The sequence below is a fragment of the Pseudorhodobacter turbinis genome, from assembly GCF_005234135.1.
Taxonomy (GTDB): Bacteria; Pseudomonadota; Alphaproteobacteria; order Rhodobacterales; family Rhodobacteraceae; genus Pseudorhodobacter; species Pseudorhodobacter turbinis.
In genome coordinates this window covers 1,677,512-1,693,916 of record NZ_CP039964.1, presented here as the reverse complement: position 1 = coordinate 1,693,916, position 16,405 = coordinate 1,677,512, and the positions used below count along the sequence as shown (strand labels likewise).

Below are 16,405 nucleotides of genomic sequence, written 5' to 3'. Positions count from 1 at the left end.
CTCCCTTTTCGAAAATTGTAGTGCGCAAAATTCGTGACGTCGAATCCCAATATTGGGTGGGTCTTGCGATGGGTGCGCTTCAATGCGATCCTTGGCACAAACCCATGTATCAAAAGGCTGTTCCCATGACTGATATCGTCATCCTTTCCGGCGCGCGTACCGCCATCGGCACCTTTGGCGGCGCGCTTTCGGGCTTTGCCCCGATTGATCTTGCCACCCATGCCGCCAAGGCCGCGATTGAGCGTGCAGGTATTGCACCGGACCAGATCGGGCAGGTGGTGTTTGGCCATGTTATCAACACCGAGCCGCGCGATATGTATCTGTCGCGTGTTGCGGCAATTCAGGCGGGCATCCCTGATGTGACACCTGCGATGAATGTGAACCGTCTGTGTGGCTCTGGTGCGCAGGCGATTATCTCGGCGGCGCAGGCCCTGATGCTGGGCGATGCGGATTTCGCGCTGGCCGGCGGCGCGGAATGCATGAGCCGCAGCCCCTATATCCTGCCAGCCGCGCGCTGGGGTCAAAAGATGGGGGATGCTGCGGCGCAAGATATGATGACGGGCGCGCTGACCTGCCCGTTCGGCACCGGCCATATGGGGGTGACGGCTGAAAATGTTGCCGCTGAATCCACCATTTCCCGCGCCGATCAGGATGCCTTTGCCCTGCAAAGCCAAACCCGCGCCGCGGCGGCGATTGCAGCGGGCCATTTCACCGATCAAATCGCCCCGATTGAGGTGAAATCCCGCAAAGGCGTCACGGTGTTCGACACCGACGAACACCCCAAAGCCACCAGCCTTGAGGCGCTTGCGGGTCTGCGCACCGTGTTTCAAAAAGACGGCACCGTGACGGCGGGCAACGCCTCGGGGATCAATGACGGCGCCGCGGCCTTGGTGCTTGCCCGTGCCGATGCGGCCGAAAAAGCCGGCCTGACACCGCGCGCCCGTATCCTTGGCTATGCGGTGGCCGGTGTGCGTCCCGAGGTGATGGGTTATGGCCCGATCCCTGCCATTCGGGCGCTGATGGCAAAGACCGGCCTTAAGGTCAGTGACTTCGATGTCATTGAATCAAATGAAGCTTTTGCCGCCCAAGCCATTGCCGTTTCGCGTGAGCTGGGTCTGGATGATGCCCGCGTCAATCCAAATGGCGGGGCGATTGCCTTGGGCCACCCCGTCGGGGCAACGGGTGCGATCCTGACCGTAAAGGCGCTTTATGAGCTGGAGCGCACGGGCGGCAAGATCGGCCTGATCACCATGTGCATCGGCGGCGGTCAGGGCATCGCAATCGCGATTGAACGCATCTGACGTGACTGGCTGGGGGCGTTCGCGCCCTCAGCGCAACCTGACGTGTGCCTGTGCCGATTGCCCCGTGCCATCAATGACGGAAACTGCGACAAACCCCGGCCCCGTCACCTGCACCACCGACGCGCGGGAACGTTCCGCAACAACAACAGGTCGCCCGTCGACAAGCCATGTGAACGGCCCCACGCCCCCTTGCACGCGCAACAGCAGGCCATCCTCCATCAGCTCCACCTCGGCACCATCGGGCGGGAAAGCCACCACGGGCGCATCCACCGCCGCAAAGACCGCATTGCGCGACCGGAACTGTCGTAGCGGCTGTGGCAGGGCGGCATTGCCAACCATCAAGGCAGAGGCGGGCGGCGAGGGCAGGGGGGTCAGATCGCGCTTGATCCGCGCAAACGCCTGAAACAGCACGGGAGCGGCCAGATCGCCGCCAAAGACGCCCGGCACAGGCGTTCCATCCGCCCGCCCCATCCAGACGCCCACCACATGCGCGCCGTCAAAGCCGATTGCCCAAGCATCGCGGTGGCCATAGCTGGTGCCGGTCTTATAGGCCAAGCGATTGACCGGCGCGCCGACGGGCGGTGCCATCCCCGACAGTATATCCGCCACTTGCCACGCCGCCACGCGCGACATTACCCGCGCGCCATCCGCACCCGCACCGGTTACCCGCAAGGGCCGCGCCACACCGCCCCGCGCAATCATGGCGTAAAGCCCGACCATATCCTCTAGCGTTACGCCCACCCCGCCAAGCGCCACCGCAAGCCCCGGTTTGCCGCGCAGTCGCGCATCCACCCCTGCACGGCGCAAAGCCGACATCAGCTTGGCGGGACCAAGCGCATCCGTCAGCGCCACCACCGGCAGGTTAAGTGACAGCTGCAACGCCTCGCGCACTCGCACCATACCGCGAAAGATCTTGTCGAAATTTTGGGGTGCATAGCCGCCGAAATCCATCGGCCTGTCCTCAATCAATGTTTCGGGATGGGCCAAGCCTTCGTCAAAAGCCAGCGCATAAACCAAAGGTTTTAGGGTGGATCCGGGGCTGCGATACGCCCGCGTCATATCGACAAACCCTTGCCGCAGATCGGCGCGGTAGGCCGCTGATCCAACGCTTGCCAACACCTCAGCCGTGCGGTGATCGGCCACCACAATCGCCACTTGCAAGCGGTCGCCATGGGCCGCCACCGCCTCGGCTGCCAAGCTTTCAATCCGCGATTGGAGGGCAGCATCAATCGTGGTGCGGTGCAGGGCGGTATCGGGTGCCGCGCGCACCACCCGATCTGCCAGATGCGGGGCGAGGGCTGGAAAAGCCTTGCGCAGGGTCGGGACAGCCTCGCGCCGCGCGGCCTGTGCTTGATCGGGGGCAATTACCCCTGCCGCTGCCAGCCGCGTCAGCACCTTGTCGCGTGCCAGTGTCGCGGTATCAGGCGCGCGGTCTGGCCGGCGCGCCTCGGGCGCTTGGGGCAGGGCGACCAACAGCGCCGATTGGGCGGGGGTCAACCGCGTCGGTTCCTTGCCGAAATAAGCAAGTGATGCCGCCCGCACCCCCTCCAGATTGCCACCGTAAGGCGCAATCAGATAGTAAAGCTGCAAGATCTGCTGTTTGCTTAGGTGCTGTTCAAGCGCCAGCGCCAGCCGCACTTGGCGCAGCTTGCCCGCCAGTTGGCCCGTACCGCTGTCCTCAAGCAACCGCGCGACTTGCATCGTCAGCGTGGACCCGCCCGAGACCACCTGCCCGTGCCGGACCGCCTGCGCGACCGCGCGCAACGCCGCCCGGATATCGACGCCGGAATGGCTGTGAAACCGCTTGTCCTCATAGGCAATCAACATCGCGGCAAAGCGCGGGTCCACCGCATCCACAGCCATCCGCCAACGACCGTCTGCAACCGTATAGGCGCGCAGCAAACGGCCGTCGCGGGCCAGCACCTCTACCGAAGTCTCCACGCCCAGATCGGGCAGCACGGTCGCGTCAATCCACGCATCCCCCGCATCACGCGCCACGGCCCCCAGCCAAAGCGCAAGGGCCAGCGCGAAAAGCCTGCCCGTCATTGCGTGATCATCACACGGCCCGCTGCAGTTTGGGCGCGGTAGTCGGGGCGGTACATATCCTCGACCGAGGCTGCGGGGTGGTGGAAGCTGCCGGGCGATACCGCGCGCACGACATAGGCCAGCCGCATCGCGTTTTGCCCCTGCCAATCGACCTGAGAGATAAAGCGATCTTGCCGGAATTCGGTATGTTCAGCCTCATTTTGCACGTCCAGCCAATCCAGCCCGCCGACATCACCGCCGCGCAAAAGGTTGGGGTTATCAATCTCAAACCCGGCGGGCAGCGGGTCTGCGACCATCAAGCGCGCCTCGGCCTTGCCGAAAGGAATGACCTCTAGCACCACAACCATTCGGTCGCCCGCCGCAACACCCGATTGCAGCGAAACGGGCGCGCCCTCCATCGTGAAATAGTTGCGGGTGATGGCATAACCGTTGCCCGCCGCCGGCCCCGGCACCTCTGGCACACCATAAGCGGTGAGGGTCAGGGTGGCGGGTTTTCCCGACCCGTTGGTGACGGCTACGGGTTCCGAACCGGTTTTCAGCACGCGCACCAGCGGGCCATCCACCGGCTGGCCGTTAAGGGTGATACCATCCGCGCCGGGTCCGTCGATCAGGGCATTGGCGGCAAGCAAAGTCCATGTTGCCTCTTGCGTGGAAAGATTGCGCCCGTCGGGGCGAAGCGCCACGGCGAGGGCCTCTGTATCCAGCACCTCTGATCCGGCCTCGACGGCCAGCGTCAGCACGGCTGCCACATCGCGTCGACGAGTGCCGTAATCGATGCGGTAAACCTGCGCATCATCCAGCGATTGATAGGACGCAATCTGTGCGCCGGCCCGCGAGAACATCATATCGGCGCGCCGCTGATCGCCATAACTGGCAAGCGCTGCCCCAAGCTGGGCCTGCGCGATTGGCGTGGCAAAGGCATCGGCTTTTACATCGGCATAGTAACGCAAATCCCCGATGGCCGCCGCCCCTTCACGCGCCAGCACCATCAACGCATAGGCAAGCGCCTCGCCGCCTTCATCGAAATCGGCGGTGTAATTCACGCGGTTGCGCAGGTTATCCAAGGCCGAACGGAAGGCGCGATCGGGCACCGTATGGCCCTGCGTCCTTGCGCGGCTTAGGAAATCGGTGACATAGGCATCCAGCCAATAATCGCCCTGACTTGGCCCCCAAAGGCCAAAACCCCCTTCCGAGGATTGGTTGGTCAGCACTTCCTCCACGGCTTGGGTGATACGGAGCGCGATGTCTTCGGCCCCTTTCAACTGCATCGCCTGCGCTACTTGGTCAAAGTAGATCAACGGCAGCGCGCGGGATGTCACCTGCTCGGTGCAGCCATAGGGATAGCGGTCCAGCGCCGCCAACAGCCCCGGCGCATCCAGTCGCGCAATTGGCCCCACCGCCATGGTCGCAAGGCCGGACCCCGGCGCAAAGCCGTCAAAGGTCGCCTGATCCAGCGTGAAGGTCGCCCCTGCCGCCAGCTCCAGCCGTGTGGTCCGCGCAATTTCAGGATCATTGCGCTGCACGGGGATCGTTAGTGCTTTGGTCAGTTGCTTGCCGTCAGGTGTTGTTAGCGATACCGAAACCGTTTGCAGGCCCTCCGGCCCCGCCATAACAGGCACCGCGAAGGTGGCCTTGCCGCCTTCCTCCAGATCGAACCCCGAGGGCACTTCGCCCAAAGTCAGACCCTCGGCCGTGATATCAAGACCCATGCGCCCCGCAGGCCCTTTGGCATGCATAATCTCCAGCAGCATCCGGCTTTCGTCACCCGGGGACATAAAGCGCGGCAGGCTTGCGGTCACAACCACCGGATCGCGGACCAGAACGTCTGCTTCGGCCTGCCCGACACCGGTTTTGGACCAAGCAACCGCCATCACCCGCACCGTGCCGTTAAAGGAGGGCAAATCGAATGTCGCACGGGCATAGCCATCCGCACCGACCGTCACCGGCCCGCTGAAATAGGCGACCAGTTCCTCGGTCGGAGGCGGGGCCTCTAGCCGCGCTTGGGCCGCCGCATCGCCGCCAGACCGCACCACGCCTGCCGCCCCGTTCAGCCCGTCAATCAACCGGCCATAAACATCGCGGATGCCCACGCCAAGCTTGCGTTGGCCAAAGTAATGCCCCTTGGGGTCGGGCGAGGCAAAGGAGGTCAGGTTCAAGATCCCCACATCCACAGCGGCAATCGTGGCATAGGCGGTTTCACCTGCCGCCACACCGTCCAGCTTTACGGCAACTTCCAGAGGGCCGCGCGGCGCGACCTCATCGGCCACCTCGATCACCGCATCCAGCGCTTTGTGGCCGGGGTCGATGGTGGCATGGGCAAGGCCCATCGCCCGCGCCGGGTTGCGCCCTGCCGCCACATCCATCGGCCGCAAGACCGAGGCCGTGACATAGACACCTGCACCCCAATCATCGGTCACCTCCATCGGGATGATGTTTTCACCTGCCGTCACCTCCACCACTTTCATCGTGACCAGACGGTTCGACAATACCGACACCAAGGCCGTCCCCGCCGCACGCGGCACGATGCGCAATTGCGCCTCCTCGCCGGGCTTATAGGCGGGTTTGTCCAAGGACAGTTCCAACGTATCGGGCGTCGAGGTCACATCTGCAGGCGCGTACCAGCCAGCGTAAAACCGTGTCGAGGTTTGCGCCACGCCACCATCGGTTTGGGTGATGGTCAGCTCATACTCGCCCCATTCCACGGCGGCGGAAATCTCTGTTGCTGCTTCCAGATCGGCGCGACCCTCGGCCACGCGCGTGCGGCGGGTTACGGGCTCCCAGTTCCAGTTGCCATATTCCTGGTACCACTGATAACGCGTCTCAATCCGCGACAATTCCCAAGATACGGTCATTGGTACGGGGGTAGCGTCCGGCCCCACCGCAACAAGCGAGAATTGCGCATCGCTGCCTTCGCGGACCACATCCTCAAACATGGGTTTTACGCCGATCATCGCGGCCGAGGGTTGCAAGGCGCGGGTCACGCGGCGCTCTACCGGGCGGCCTGACCCTTCGGCGATACGGGTGACGACTGTTACTTCCAGAGGGCGGGCAGGGTCGTCGACTTCAGGCAGGGGCAGCGCGATTGTGGCGTGGCCGTCGCTATCGGTGGTCTGGCCGCCAAAGCCGTCCATGCGGGTTTGAAACGGCTCATCCTCTAGCCCGAAGCGGTAGCCGGGAAAGGCAGCAAGCCCCTTGGCTGCGCGCAAAATTACATCGCCTTCGATCGCCAGATCTGCACCCGGTGCGCCAAAGAGGTAATCGGCCTTTACCGTCAGGTTCGGTCTGTCACCCAGTCGCAGCGGTGTTTCGGGTAATGTTAGTGTGAAATCAATGCGCTCGGGCAGGAAGTCCTCAACGAGGAAGGTCTTGGCGGTCAGGGGTGCGGCGTCCAGATCGGCGCGCAATTCCAGCCGCCAAACGCCACGCGGGGCGCTGCCTGCGATGGGCAGGGCAAAGACATGACCGCCGCCGGTCCCTTGCGAAAGGGTGCGGGAATATTCGACGCCATCGGGACGCTTGACGATGGCAGTTAGTGGTAAGCCCTCAATCGCCTGTGCGCCTGCATCACGGGTCAAAGCGGTGGCATAGACGGTTTCGCCCGCGCGATACGCACCGCGATCCGTGGTCAGGAAAACATCAATTGGCGGGGCAGGTTCACGCCCCTCGACCCCGCGATCCGAAAGGTCAAATTCAGGATCGGTAAGTGACAGGAACGCCATATCGGTATCGCCCTCTTTGGCGACGACCATCGCGGGGGCAAGCGCCCCTTGGCCCCGTGTCAAACCTGCCGGAAAACGTGCATAGCCCTGCGCATCGGTCTCCACCGTGCCCAAAACCTCATTGCTGCGGCTGAGCAGATCCACGGAAACGCCAGTTTTGGCACCGGCCGTACCAAGGCTGCGCACCACGACATGCAGCCCGTCGGTGCCGCTCAGGGTGCTGATCCCAAGGTCCGAGACCACAAACCATTGCCATGCGGGGGCGGTATCATCACCATCCGTGCCGGGAATGCTGGCCCGCAGCGCGAAAATCCCTGCGCCTTGGTCGGCTAGGGCCTCGGCCATTGGCAGGCGGGTGGTCATGTCGCGGTTGACCTCCATCGCAAGCTCGGCGCTGCCCTGCCAGATATTTGCGCCGATGCTGCGGGCAAAGTCAGCCTCGCGCCAATAGGGCATCGGATCGCCGAAATAATCATCCTGAATGGCCCGCAGGATGTTGCGGTCGGTCACGCGAAACAGGGCCAAATCCGCCTTGTCGGCATTCACGGAGTCAATGGGAAGGGCAGCCCCTTCGCCCAGTTTCGGCAGCACATAGGCCCGTCCGGCAAAGCGCAAAGCGGGCGTGCGATCGCGGACATAGGCGGTGATTGTCACGGGGTTCACCGTTACCTGCCCGTCTGCTGCCGGAATGCCCGCGCGGAAGGTCAGCGTATGGCGCGCCCCGTGAGAGACCCCCTCAACACAAAGCTGGCGGTCGCCGGATTTTTCGACCGTCAGGCCGGTTGCATCCAACTGCACGAACTTGGCGAAATCATCGGCGGTTTGGGCCAGATCATCGGAAAATTGCGCGCAAATCCGGGGGCGGGCGCTGTCGGATTGCACATCATGTTCAGTTACGCGAAAGCCGTATTTCGCGATGGCCGCGTCCAAGGCCGTTTCGGTATCGCTGCGGGCCTGCAAGGATTGCGCAAGCCGTAGCGCGGGCACCATGTCGCGACCCCGGCCACGGTCTTCCAGAACCTCGGCCATCTCCACCAGAATACCGTGGCGCAGGGCAGGGTGCTCCGCCCGCAGATAGCCGTTGATCGTGGCGGCAAGGGCGCGGTCTTGTAGTTCGCTGCGGGCCTCGGAATCGCTTGCAGCGGCGGCCCGCAACAGGCGCGCGTATTCGGCCCAGTCAATCGCGGCATCGGTGATGTTCAGCGCGGCACCGACATGGGCACCGGCGCGGGCGGGGCTACCGGCGGCTTCGGCGCTTGCTGCCTCGGCCAGATGGTCTTGGGCGGTCCATTGGCCGGTCAGATGCCGCGCGGCAAGGCCGGTCGCAAGGCTGTGCGCATTGGTGAAATCATCTGGCCGCAGGAAATCAAGCTCCTTCGCGCGGGTTTGGGCAAGCGTGGCTGCGCCGGGGGCTGCCTTGGCCACATAGCCCGAAAAAGCGCCCGCATAATCGGCAGGCGCGCCCGGTCCGGCCTTTAAAAAGCACGAGCCATTGCGCGAATTGAAGGTGATCGCGGTGCAAGCGGTATTGGTGGTGCAGGCCTTTTGGCAGGCCGCCAGATTGGTATCGAAAAGCGATGCAATATCGCCCCCCGGCAAATCCACATCGCGCGACAGCACAAATCGCTTTTCGGGAACCAGATCCTGTGCGGCTAGGGGCAGGGCCAAACCTAGGATTGCCGCGAAAACTACACCGAAGTTGCGTTTGCGAAATTGCGCCATTGGGGACCCTTTGCCGACTGCTGTGGTGGCTGTGCCCTGAAAACCGGCAGAAGCCTGAAAATACGGGCCAATCTTGCCACGGGTCCAAGCAGAAAGGCAAGGATTTCAACGTTTTTTATGCCGGAGTTAACGCTCGCTTCATCTTGTTGGGCGAGGTTTGCAATAGTGAGGGATGCCCGACATCCGGAACGTCGAGAATTCGATTTAGAAAGAATGAGTTGCTGATGGATATCGTGGACAGGTTGGCCAAAGAACGGCGCGCTCGTATGGCGGCAGAACGGTTGCTGGAGCAAAAGCAGCGGGAGCTTTACGCAGCCAATGAAAAGCTGGCCCTGCATGCACGTGCCCTTTCCAGCCAGATTGTCGAACAACGCCACGTTACCAAAGCCGCCGTGACCCAAGCGGAGATGCTTAAAGGGCAGAATCTGCAGTTTATATCCGATCTGGAAGCGGCGCACACAACTGCCGTGATGGCCGAACGCCGGTTGCACGATTCTTTCAATGCCCTGCACGACGCCTTTGCGATATTTGATTCCAGTGCGCGCCTGCGGGTGGCAAACCGTGCCTATCTTGCCCCCTATGCCGATTATAATATTGGCCCGGGAACGCCATACAAGGAAATTGCTAAGATCTCGGCAGAGGAGGGAATTTTCGACATCGGCGATGCGACACCCGATGAATGGGTGGAGCGTATGCTTGCCCGCTGGGACGGTTTTCCGATTGAGCCGGAAGTTGTGCAGATGGCCAATGGTGAATGGTTTCGTCTTGTCGATCAGCGCGCGCGTGATGGTGATACGGTGTGCCTTGCGCTGAATATCACCGAACAGATGCGCATTTGGGCGGCGCTGGAGGCGCTACCGGACGGGTTCGTGTTGTTTGATCGCGAAGAAAACCTGATGAAATGCAATCAGCGCTACCGTGAAGTCTATCCCGAAAGCGCCGAGGCCATGCAGCCCGGCACACCCTACGAAGTAATTCTGCGCGCAGGGTTGGAGAAGGGCGTTTATGTTGATGCTATCGGTCGCGAAGAAGCCTGGCTGGAGGAACGCGTCGGGCGCGTCCTCGATGGCCCCGTGGTGCGTGAGCAACAGCTTGCAGATGGCCGTTGGCTGCGTGTGTTGGACCAGCCAACACCTGACGGGGGGCGCGTGGGTCTGCGGGTCGATATTACCCAGCAAAAAGAACAGCAAGCCGCGCTGGAGGTGGCCCGCAAAGAAGCGGAAGCCGCAAACCGTGCGAAATCAGCATTTCTTGCAAATATGAGCCATGAAATCCGCACTCCGATGAACGGGGTTGTCGGTATGGCTGAATTGCTGTGCGATACAGCGCTGACCGAAGAACAGCGTCTGTTTGCTGATACCATCCGTTCATCGGGTGAGGCGCTTTTGGTCATTATCAATGACATCCTCGACTACTCCAAGATCGAGGCGGAACGGTTGACCCTCCATCCCGAACCTTTTGACCTGGAGCGGCTGATCCATGAGGTTGCGATGCTGTTGCAACCCAGAGCCCGTGAACGCGGGCTGGACCTGATGATTGATTTCGACTTGTTCCTGCCAACGCGTTTTGTCGGTGATGCCGGTCGTTTGCGGCAGGTGCTGACAAACTTGGTCGGCAATGCGGTAAAGTTTACCGAAAAGGGTTATGTTTTGATCCGCATCGTCGGCATCGAAACCGAACCACAGCAGCAGCAACTTCATATTTCGGTGGAGGATAGCGGTATAGGAATCCCGGCTGATCAGCTGGACCTGGTCTTTGGAGAATTCAATCAGGTGGAAGCCGAAGCAAACCGTAAATTTGAAGGTACGGGTCTTGGCCTTGCGATTACAAAAAGCTTGATTGAACGTATGGGCGGCAGCGTATGGGTAGATAGTGAGGTTGGAAAAGGCTCTTGCTTTGGGTTCCGGCTGGTTCTGCCTGTCGCAGAGGAACAGACAACAAGGCAGACATCCGTGTCCCTGAGGCGTGCGCTGGTGGTGGATGACCAATTCATCAACCGTACAATCCTTGAACGGCAATTGGTTACCTATGGCATGGAAGTAAGGCTTTGCCGTTCAGGCGCTGAGGTACTGGCAGTGCTGGCGGTCGACAGTGCGTATGATCTGCTTATCACCGACCATGAGATGCCAGAAATGAACGGCATTGAGTTGGCTGAACGGGTTCGCGAACTGGGGCTTGATCTGCCTATTGTCCTGTTCTCCTCCAATCCGGCGGGGGCGAGGGAAGGGGCAGGCGCGGTGCATCTGGCTGCGGTAATGCAGAAGCCTCTACTGCGCGCTGAACTCTATCGTAAGTTGCAGAATTTGTCTGGCCCTGACAAATCAGCGCTACCAAGCCCTGAAGTTGCGCCCAAGCCAAGAGCCGGGCAGATGATGCGTGTTCTGGCCGCCGAAGACAACCGGACAAACCAACTTGTATTCCGCAAGATGGTAAAAGATTTCAGCATAGAATTGGTCTTCGCAAATAACGGGCATGAGGCGGTAAACCTCTTTGAAAGCTTCAAGCCGGATCTGATCTTTATGGATATTTCCATGCCCGAAATGGATGGTAAAGAAGCAGCCCGTGCTATCCGCGAAAAGGAAAAAATTAGCGGCGGCCATGTGCCGATTGTGGCGTTGACGGCACATGCTATGGAGGGTGATGATACCTCTATCCTTGCCGCTGGAATCGATAAGTATCTTACCAAGCCGCTACGTAAAACTGCCATTACAGCAGAATTGGTCCGTCACTGCCCGAAAACAGCCCTTCCGGTCATTGAAATTCAGCCTGCCTAAGCGAACGCAGATTTGCACCGAGGCGTGCATGCGTTCAGCGTTGCCGTTCAGATACATATTGAAATTGACGAATAAACACTGGAGTTGTGGTGGCCGAGGTCAGCGGCAGAAAGGTTAAAGCCTTTCGCGACGGCCTCCGTTGACAGGAGGCATTTAGCCAGTTCCTGGCCGGCGGGCGTCTGGCCATCAACAACAATTCCGACGCGGGCATCCTGCGCCCGATTGGGACTGGAAGAAAGAACGGGCTATTCGCCGAGGTTCGAGCAGGCGCGGAAACTTCGCAGCGTGCGATGACGTCATTGAAAGGGCAAAGCTGAATGGCTTAGATCCACGGGCACCCTAAATCGCAGCCACGACCATAAAATTAGGTTGTGTCGCTATATCGTGTTGGGAATGTTCGCGCTTCCTATTCAGGCTGCTGCGAGGATGCTCCGAAATGCGGCTTCGGGCTTGATCTTGGCGCGAAGAAGGAACCAGCGCAGATAGCGATGGAGATATTTCGTCGCTGGTCCGCAGAACGGCCGGATAAAAGCATCATATCGCGCGTGCAACGCATTGACGTTCTGGATGTGAAACGCACCGGCGACGACACGTTTCCCAGGTTTGTTCGAGACCTCGTAGTGTGTGAGGCTGTGCTTTTTGCAGAAAGCGCGATATGCCCTCATACCATCGCTACATAACACCGCATCATCTGGAACAATCGGCGCCAGAGCGATTTCGATTGTCCGGTTTCGACGGTTTGCGATCGGTGCGAAGAGACGCCTGCCGCCCCGATCCATCACCGTCAGCAAAGGAATCTGCCACTGCGAGAGGCCACGTGCCATCTTGATCCGTCCGCTGCGATAAACATACCACTGCGGCCGAGGCGGCGCGGGATGCTGGTTAGAGTTAGCCGCGTGATTTGCCCATTCACGAGAGCCCTTCCGGCTTTCTCGCTGATAGGTCTCATCGACCTCCACAACGCCAGAGAAATCCTTGTCACAAGCCTCTGCAAGTGACTCCAGAATGATCATCCGCCACCGCCATATCGTATCTTTCGTAAGCCCAAGACGCGCGGCGAGCTTGCGACACGAGAGGGGCGTGTCCGATAGCATATTCCGAATAACCTCCAAGAAAAGATCGTGCCGGTGCAGTCCGCAGATCTGGGTTCCGGTCAGCCCAGAGTAAGTTCGCAAACAGCAGTCGCAACGATATCGCTGCACACCGGTTCGTGTCTGCCCCCATTTCTGGCGACCATCTTCGCTGCAATACGGACACTTGCGTTCTTGTTCTGTTCGTGTCTCTATTTCAGCCAGTGCCGCCCGTCTCTGACGGACATCGTGCGTCCGTGAAAGGAGATCCTCGATCTGTCGTGGGGTAAGGTGGATGATCCGATTGAGGAACTCACGGAATGCGTGCTGACTGATGTTTCTGGTTTGCTTCAATGACACGGAGGCCTCCGGTTTATTGCGACCAGAGTGGGATATTGGCCATTTCTGGCAAAACGAAGGCCGACCAACACGATATCAAGACACAGCCTAAAATTAACAGGCTCGTTGTCTGGCTGCAGTGGTGCGGGACGCTAGCGATATTCGCAATGGACAGCCAAGCAGTCGCATCAAGGGGGCGGTTGCTATCCGTCACTGGAGTGGGAGCTTAAGTCCGTTCAGAAATGAGGGGGCCATTTGAAATGCCGTGGTACAAGTGGAACATCTCGACTGGCGGACAAATGATCTCGCCCCCGGACCTAAAGGAGGCTCTATGGAATAGGCTGATCTGAGATCAGTTTTTCTAATAGGGCGCGGGCTGCGGTGCTTTCCTCCAATGTTGCACGGCCTTGCGCCAATGGGCCCGTTTCTTCGGATTCAACTTGAAGACTTGCCCCCAATTCTATGTTGGTTGAAGGGTCTGTGTCCACAACGAGCGCTGCGGCCTCTTGCCAGATATCTCCTTGTGCCAAGGAAATCAGCTTGGGCCATTCCCCTTGTTGCCGGGCTGTTCGGGCGGCCTCACCTTGCTGTCCGGCGTTTGCCAATTGTTCAACCGCGTCAGGTGCTCGTAGTGCTGCGAGCGCCTTGACTCGCAATAGTTCTGCAGCCTCACCTGAAATGCCTGCGAGATAGTCTAATGCAGTGATGGCATCGCTGCGTGCGATTTCAGATTCTGCTCGCAATAGCAAAACTGAAGTATCCATTTCATTAGGATTTGGTGCGCTGGAATCAAGCCACTGAATGGCCTGATCTGGAAAATTAAGGTCAAGCAAGCGGCGTGCCAGCTGTTGTTGAGTCGTTTTAGAAACACTCGGGATTTGGGCTGATTTTTGCAAAATCGCATGGTTTATGATGGCCCGGTCCGTACCGCGCTCTGCAAGTATTTGCCAAATGGGAGTGGCCTCTTGCACCGGGCTAGCCGATGTTTCGAAAGCTAAACCGTAGCGGTCTTGTGAAGCGTATGCCAATGCAAGCGCGTTGCGTAAGTTGTTCTCATCAACACCGCCCTTGGCCTCTTTTAGCAAGGCTTCGGCGGTAGTTGCTAGGTCTGAATTTATTTCTTTCCCATCGTTTACTAAAGTCTGAATAAGAGCAATTGTTGACTCAAACCCGGCAGGTCCTGCACTACCCGAAAGAGGCGTAAGAATGGCTTGGGCATTAGTGGTGTCGCCGTTTGCGAGGTCAATTCTGGCCTCCATTAACTGTACAGCTGCAGTTTCGTCACCTGGTGCACGCAGGATCGCGTCGCGAATTGCTCTCGCGGAAGCGGTATCACCTTTTGCCAAGAACCTCTTTGCCAGGCTTGGCCCAAGCTGCCGTCGTAGATTCAATGGGAGTCCGGAAAAACTGCGCAAGATTGCGGGAATGGCAATTTGATTAAGCGAGGGTAGTTCTGGTTTGGAAAGCACTGCCCAGAAGGACGCAAGAGAATCACAGACCTCCATACCATCGAAAACAGTTCCGGGCGGGATCTCCAAGTCCACTATGTAGGACATTGTTTCCCATATTTTTCGATCAGGCATATCAACTTTCAAGGCCGATAGTGTCTGGCGGGCCTCTGCCCCAAACCCCAAGGCAAGGAGATAGTGTACACGACGTGTGATCGCTTCCCTCGCTGGACGGTCAAATTCACCGACCAGACCGGTCGTATTTAATGCGAAATCTGTCGCGGGATTGCCTGCACCTGCCCAGCTTTCGATATCGAGTTGATCATCAGCTAAACAGGGGTTTCCGATTCCGGTCATGCTGTCCAGGTGGCGTATAGATGCATTCGGATCAATGCCGATGTGGCCGCCGGTGGAGATATTGTTTTTGGCTGCTGTAGTGGTGTCTGGTAAATCTGCAACGTCCAGATTTCCGTTGGCTTCAACCATGCCTGCGGCGACAGCCTTGCTCAGCTGCCACAAGAGCTCATCCCGGGCTTTATTGAGTTGGGCGGGCGAGTTTGTCGTCGGAATGGTGTGCTCTGGCTGGGGGCTGCGCGCCGCATGATCTATCGCCTCGGCGAAAGATTTTGCTTCAGGGGGTGGCGTTATGTCCTTGGGCATGGATGTTGGTGCCGAAGGTTCTTCTTCGGCTCCATTTCGTAACGAGGGCAACTTCGTACCATCCGCCGCCAATTCAAAGGATGAGCCTTCAGGGGCGCTGCCATCCTTGATGTCCACCACTAAGATACCGGGTTCCAGCTCAAAGGGCATTGCGAAGCAATCGCAATCCAGCGTCATGCGCAAAGAGGACGAGTTGGATTCTACCGCGATCTTAGAGAGCCGCTTGGTTGTCAGTCGACGATATACATCGCTGAGATCATAGCGCGGATTCGGACCCTTCGTGTTCAATATATAGCCATCGTCACTTCTGCTCAAAGACCAGTCGGTTGGCTTTGAATAGCTGAAGACAAGTCGTGAAAAACCTGCGTGTTCGCCAGAGGTTACGACTATGCTTTGCGCATTTGCCGTTTGGAGTGAAGTTAATACGAATAGAATAGAGATGAGTAACTTCATGCCGCTTCCTGTTTCAAGCCACGCAATGCTTCTTCAAGGTCTGAAAAGCTGGGTCTGACGTGATGTGGCGTGTTTTGACGACCGACTTCGATACAAATATTTGCGGGATGGTTGTGAAGGTTGGCGATCAAGACTTCTCGGATCAGAAGATAAAAGTGGTTATCGTCTTCGGTCACCGATTTTACCCGTGATGCAAACGGTCCGACCAGCCCATATGCAAGAAACACACCCAAAAATGTCCCGACCAACGCACCACCGATCATCTTCCCCAAGATCTCGGGGGGTTGATCCAGGGAGCCCATGGTTTTGATAATACCCAAGACCGCAGCAACGATACCGAGAGCAGGCAAGGCATCGGCCATGCTTTGCAGCGCATGGCTCGAATGCATTGCATGGTTCTGGGTGGTCTCCATGCGCTTGTCCAACACTTCTTCCACCTGATGAGGATCATCATAATTCATGGATGCTGCGCGCAATGTGTCGCAAATCAATTCGACGGATTCGTGATCTTTCTGAATGTTGGGATACCGTTGAAATACAGTCGATTCTGAAGGATTTTCAATATGTTCTTCAAGCCCGACGGGGTTTGATTTCGCAATACGAATAAGTTCGAATAACAGGCACAGAAGGTCGCGATAGTCGCCGGGTTTCCATTTCGGCCCTTTGAAAACCTTCCCAAGGTCTCTCCCCGTGGCCTTAACCGCAGCAAAGTCGTTTGATACAAAGAATGTGCCGATTGCAGCACCACCAATCATAATCATTTCAAACGGCATTGCCTTGAGAATGATTCCGAGTTTGCCACCAGCAAGCACAAAGCCGCCGAAGACCATGACAAAGATGACAAGGATACCTATGAGGCCAAACATGCGCTGC

Annotated in this window: 7 protein-coding genes; 2 read left to right on the top strand and 5 right to left on the bottom strand. The window is 58.8% G+C overall.

Going from position 1 to position 16,405, the window contains the following annotated elements:
- The first annotated feature begins 125 nt into the window (after positions 1-125).
- Complete coding sequence (locus EOK75_RS08220; RefSeq protein WP_137193490.1) at positions 126-1,301, top strand: acetyl-CoA C-acyltransferase family protein; 1,176 nt, start codon at positions 126-128, stop codon at positions 1,299-1,301.
- A gap of 27 nt (positions 1,302-1,328) precedes the next feature.
- On the opposite strand, the gene pbpC is transcribed toward EOK75_RS08220, so the two are convergent.
- Positions 1,329-3,347 carry a penicillin-binding protein 1C gene (pbpC, locus tag EOK75_RS08215; RefSeq protein ID WP_137193489.1) on the bottom strand — a complete coding sequence of 673 codons (2,019 nt, stop codon included), beginning with the start codon at positions 3,345-3,347 and terminating at the stop codon, positions 1,329-1,331.
- Positions 3,344-8,788, bottom strand: a complete 5,445-nt coding sequence (locus tag EOK75_RS08210) for an alpha-2-macroglobulin family protein (RefSeq protein ID WP_137193488.1) — start codon at positions 8,786-8,788, stop codon at positions 3,344-3,346. Before EOK75_RS08210 ends, pbpC begins: the two co-directional genes overlap by 4 nt.
- 224 nt (positions 8,789-9,012) lie before the next feature.
- Here EOK75_RS08210 and EOK75_RS08205 point away from each other — a divergent pair, with 224 nt between their 5' ends.
- A complete protein-coding gene (locus tag EOK75_RS08205) occupies positions 9,013-11,562 on the top strand; it encodes a response regulator (RefSeq protein WP_137193487.1) in 2,550 nt (849 codons plus the stop codon).
- Positions 11,563-11,972: 410 nt separating this feature from the next.
- Here the strand turns inward: EOK75_RS08205 and EOK75_RS08200 are convergent, their stop codons facing one another.
- From EOK75_RS08200 to motA, 3 genes are all read right to left on the bottom strand, one after another.
- A complete protein-coding gene (locus EOK75_RS08200; protein ID WP_137192363.1) occupies positions 11,973-12,992 on the bottom strand; it encodes an IS1595 family transposase in 1,020 nt (339 codons plus the stop codon).
- Positions 12,993-13,300: 308 nt separating this feature from the next.
- Positions 13,301-15,532, bottom strand: a complete 2,232-nt coding sequence (locus EOK75_RS08195) for a tetratricopeptide repeat protein (protein WP_137193486.1) — start codon at positions 15,530-15,532, stop codon at positions 13,301-13,303.
- Positions 15,529-16,398: a flagellar motor stator protein MotA gene (gene motA / locus EOK75_RS08190; protein WP_137193485.1), complete on the bottom strand. Its 870-nt coding sequence runs from the start codon at positions 16,396-16,398 to the stop codon at positions 15,529-15,531. The genes EOK75_RS08195 and motA overlap by 4 nt, the downstream gene beginning before the upstream one ends.
- Positions 16,399-16,405 lie beyond the last annotated feature (7 nt).

Bases quoted from the DNA above. Each gene is read 5' to 3' on its own strand.
- EOK75_RS08195 (WP_137193486.1), bottom strand. From the start codon at position 15,532: ATGAAGTTACTCATCTCTATTCTATTCGTATTAACTTCACTCCAAACG.
- EOK75_RS08220 (WP_137193490.1), top strand. From the start codon at position 126: ATGACTGATATCGTCATCCTTTCCGGCGCGCGTACCGCCATCGGCACC.
- EOK75_RS08210 (WP_137193488.1), bottom strand. From the start codon at position 8,788: ATGGCGCAATTTCGCAAACGCAACTTCGGTGTAGTTTTCGCGGCAATC.
- EOK75_RS08205 (WP_137193487.1), top strand. From the start codon at position 9,013: ATGGATATCGTGGACAGGTTGGCCAAAGAACGGCGCGCTCGTATGGCG.
- pbpC (WP_137193489.1), bottom strand. From the start codon at position 3,347: ATGACGGGCAGGCTTTTCGCGCTGGCCCTTGCGCTTTGGCTGGGGGCC.
- motA (WP_137193485.1), bottom strand. From the start codon at position 16,398: ATGTTTGGCCTCATAGGTATCCTTGTCATCTTTGTCATGGTCTTCGGC.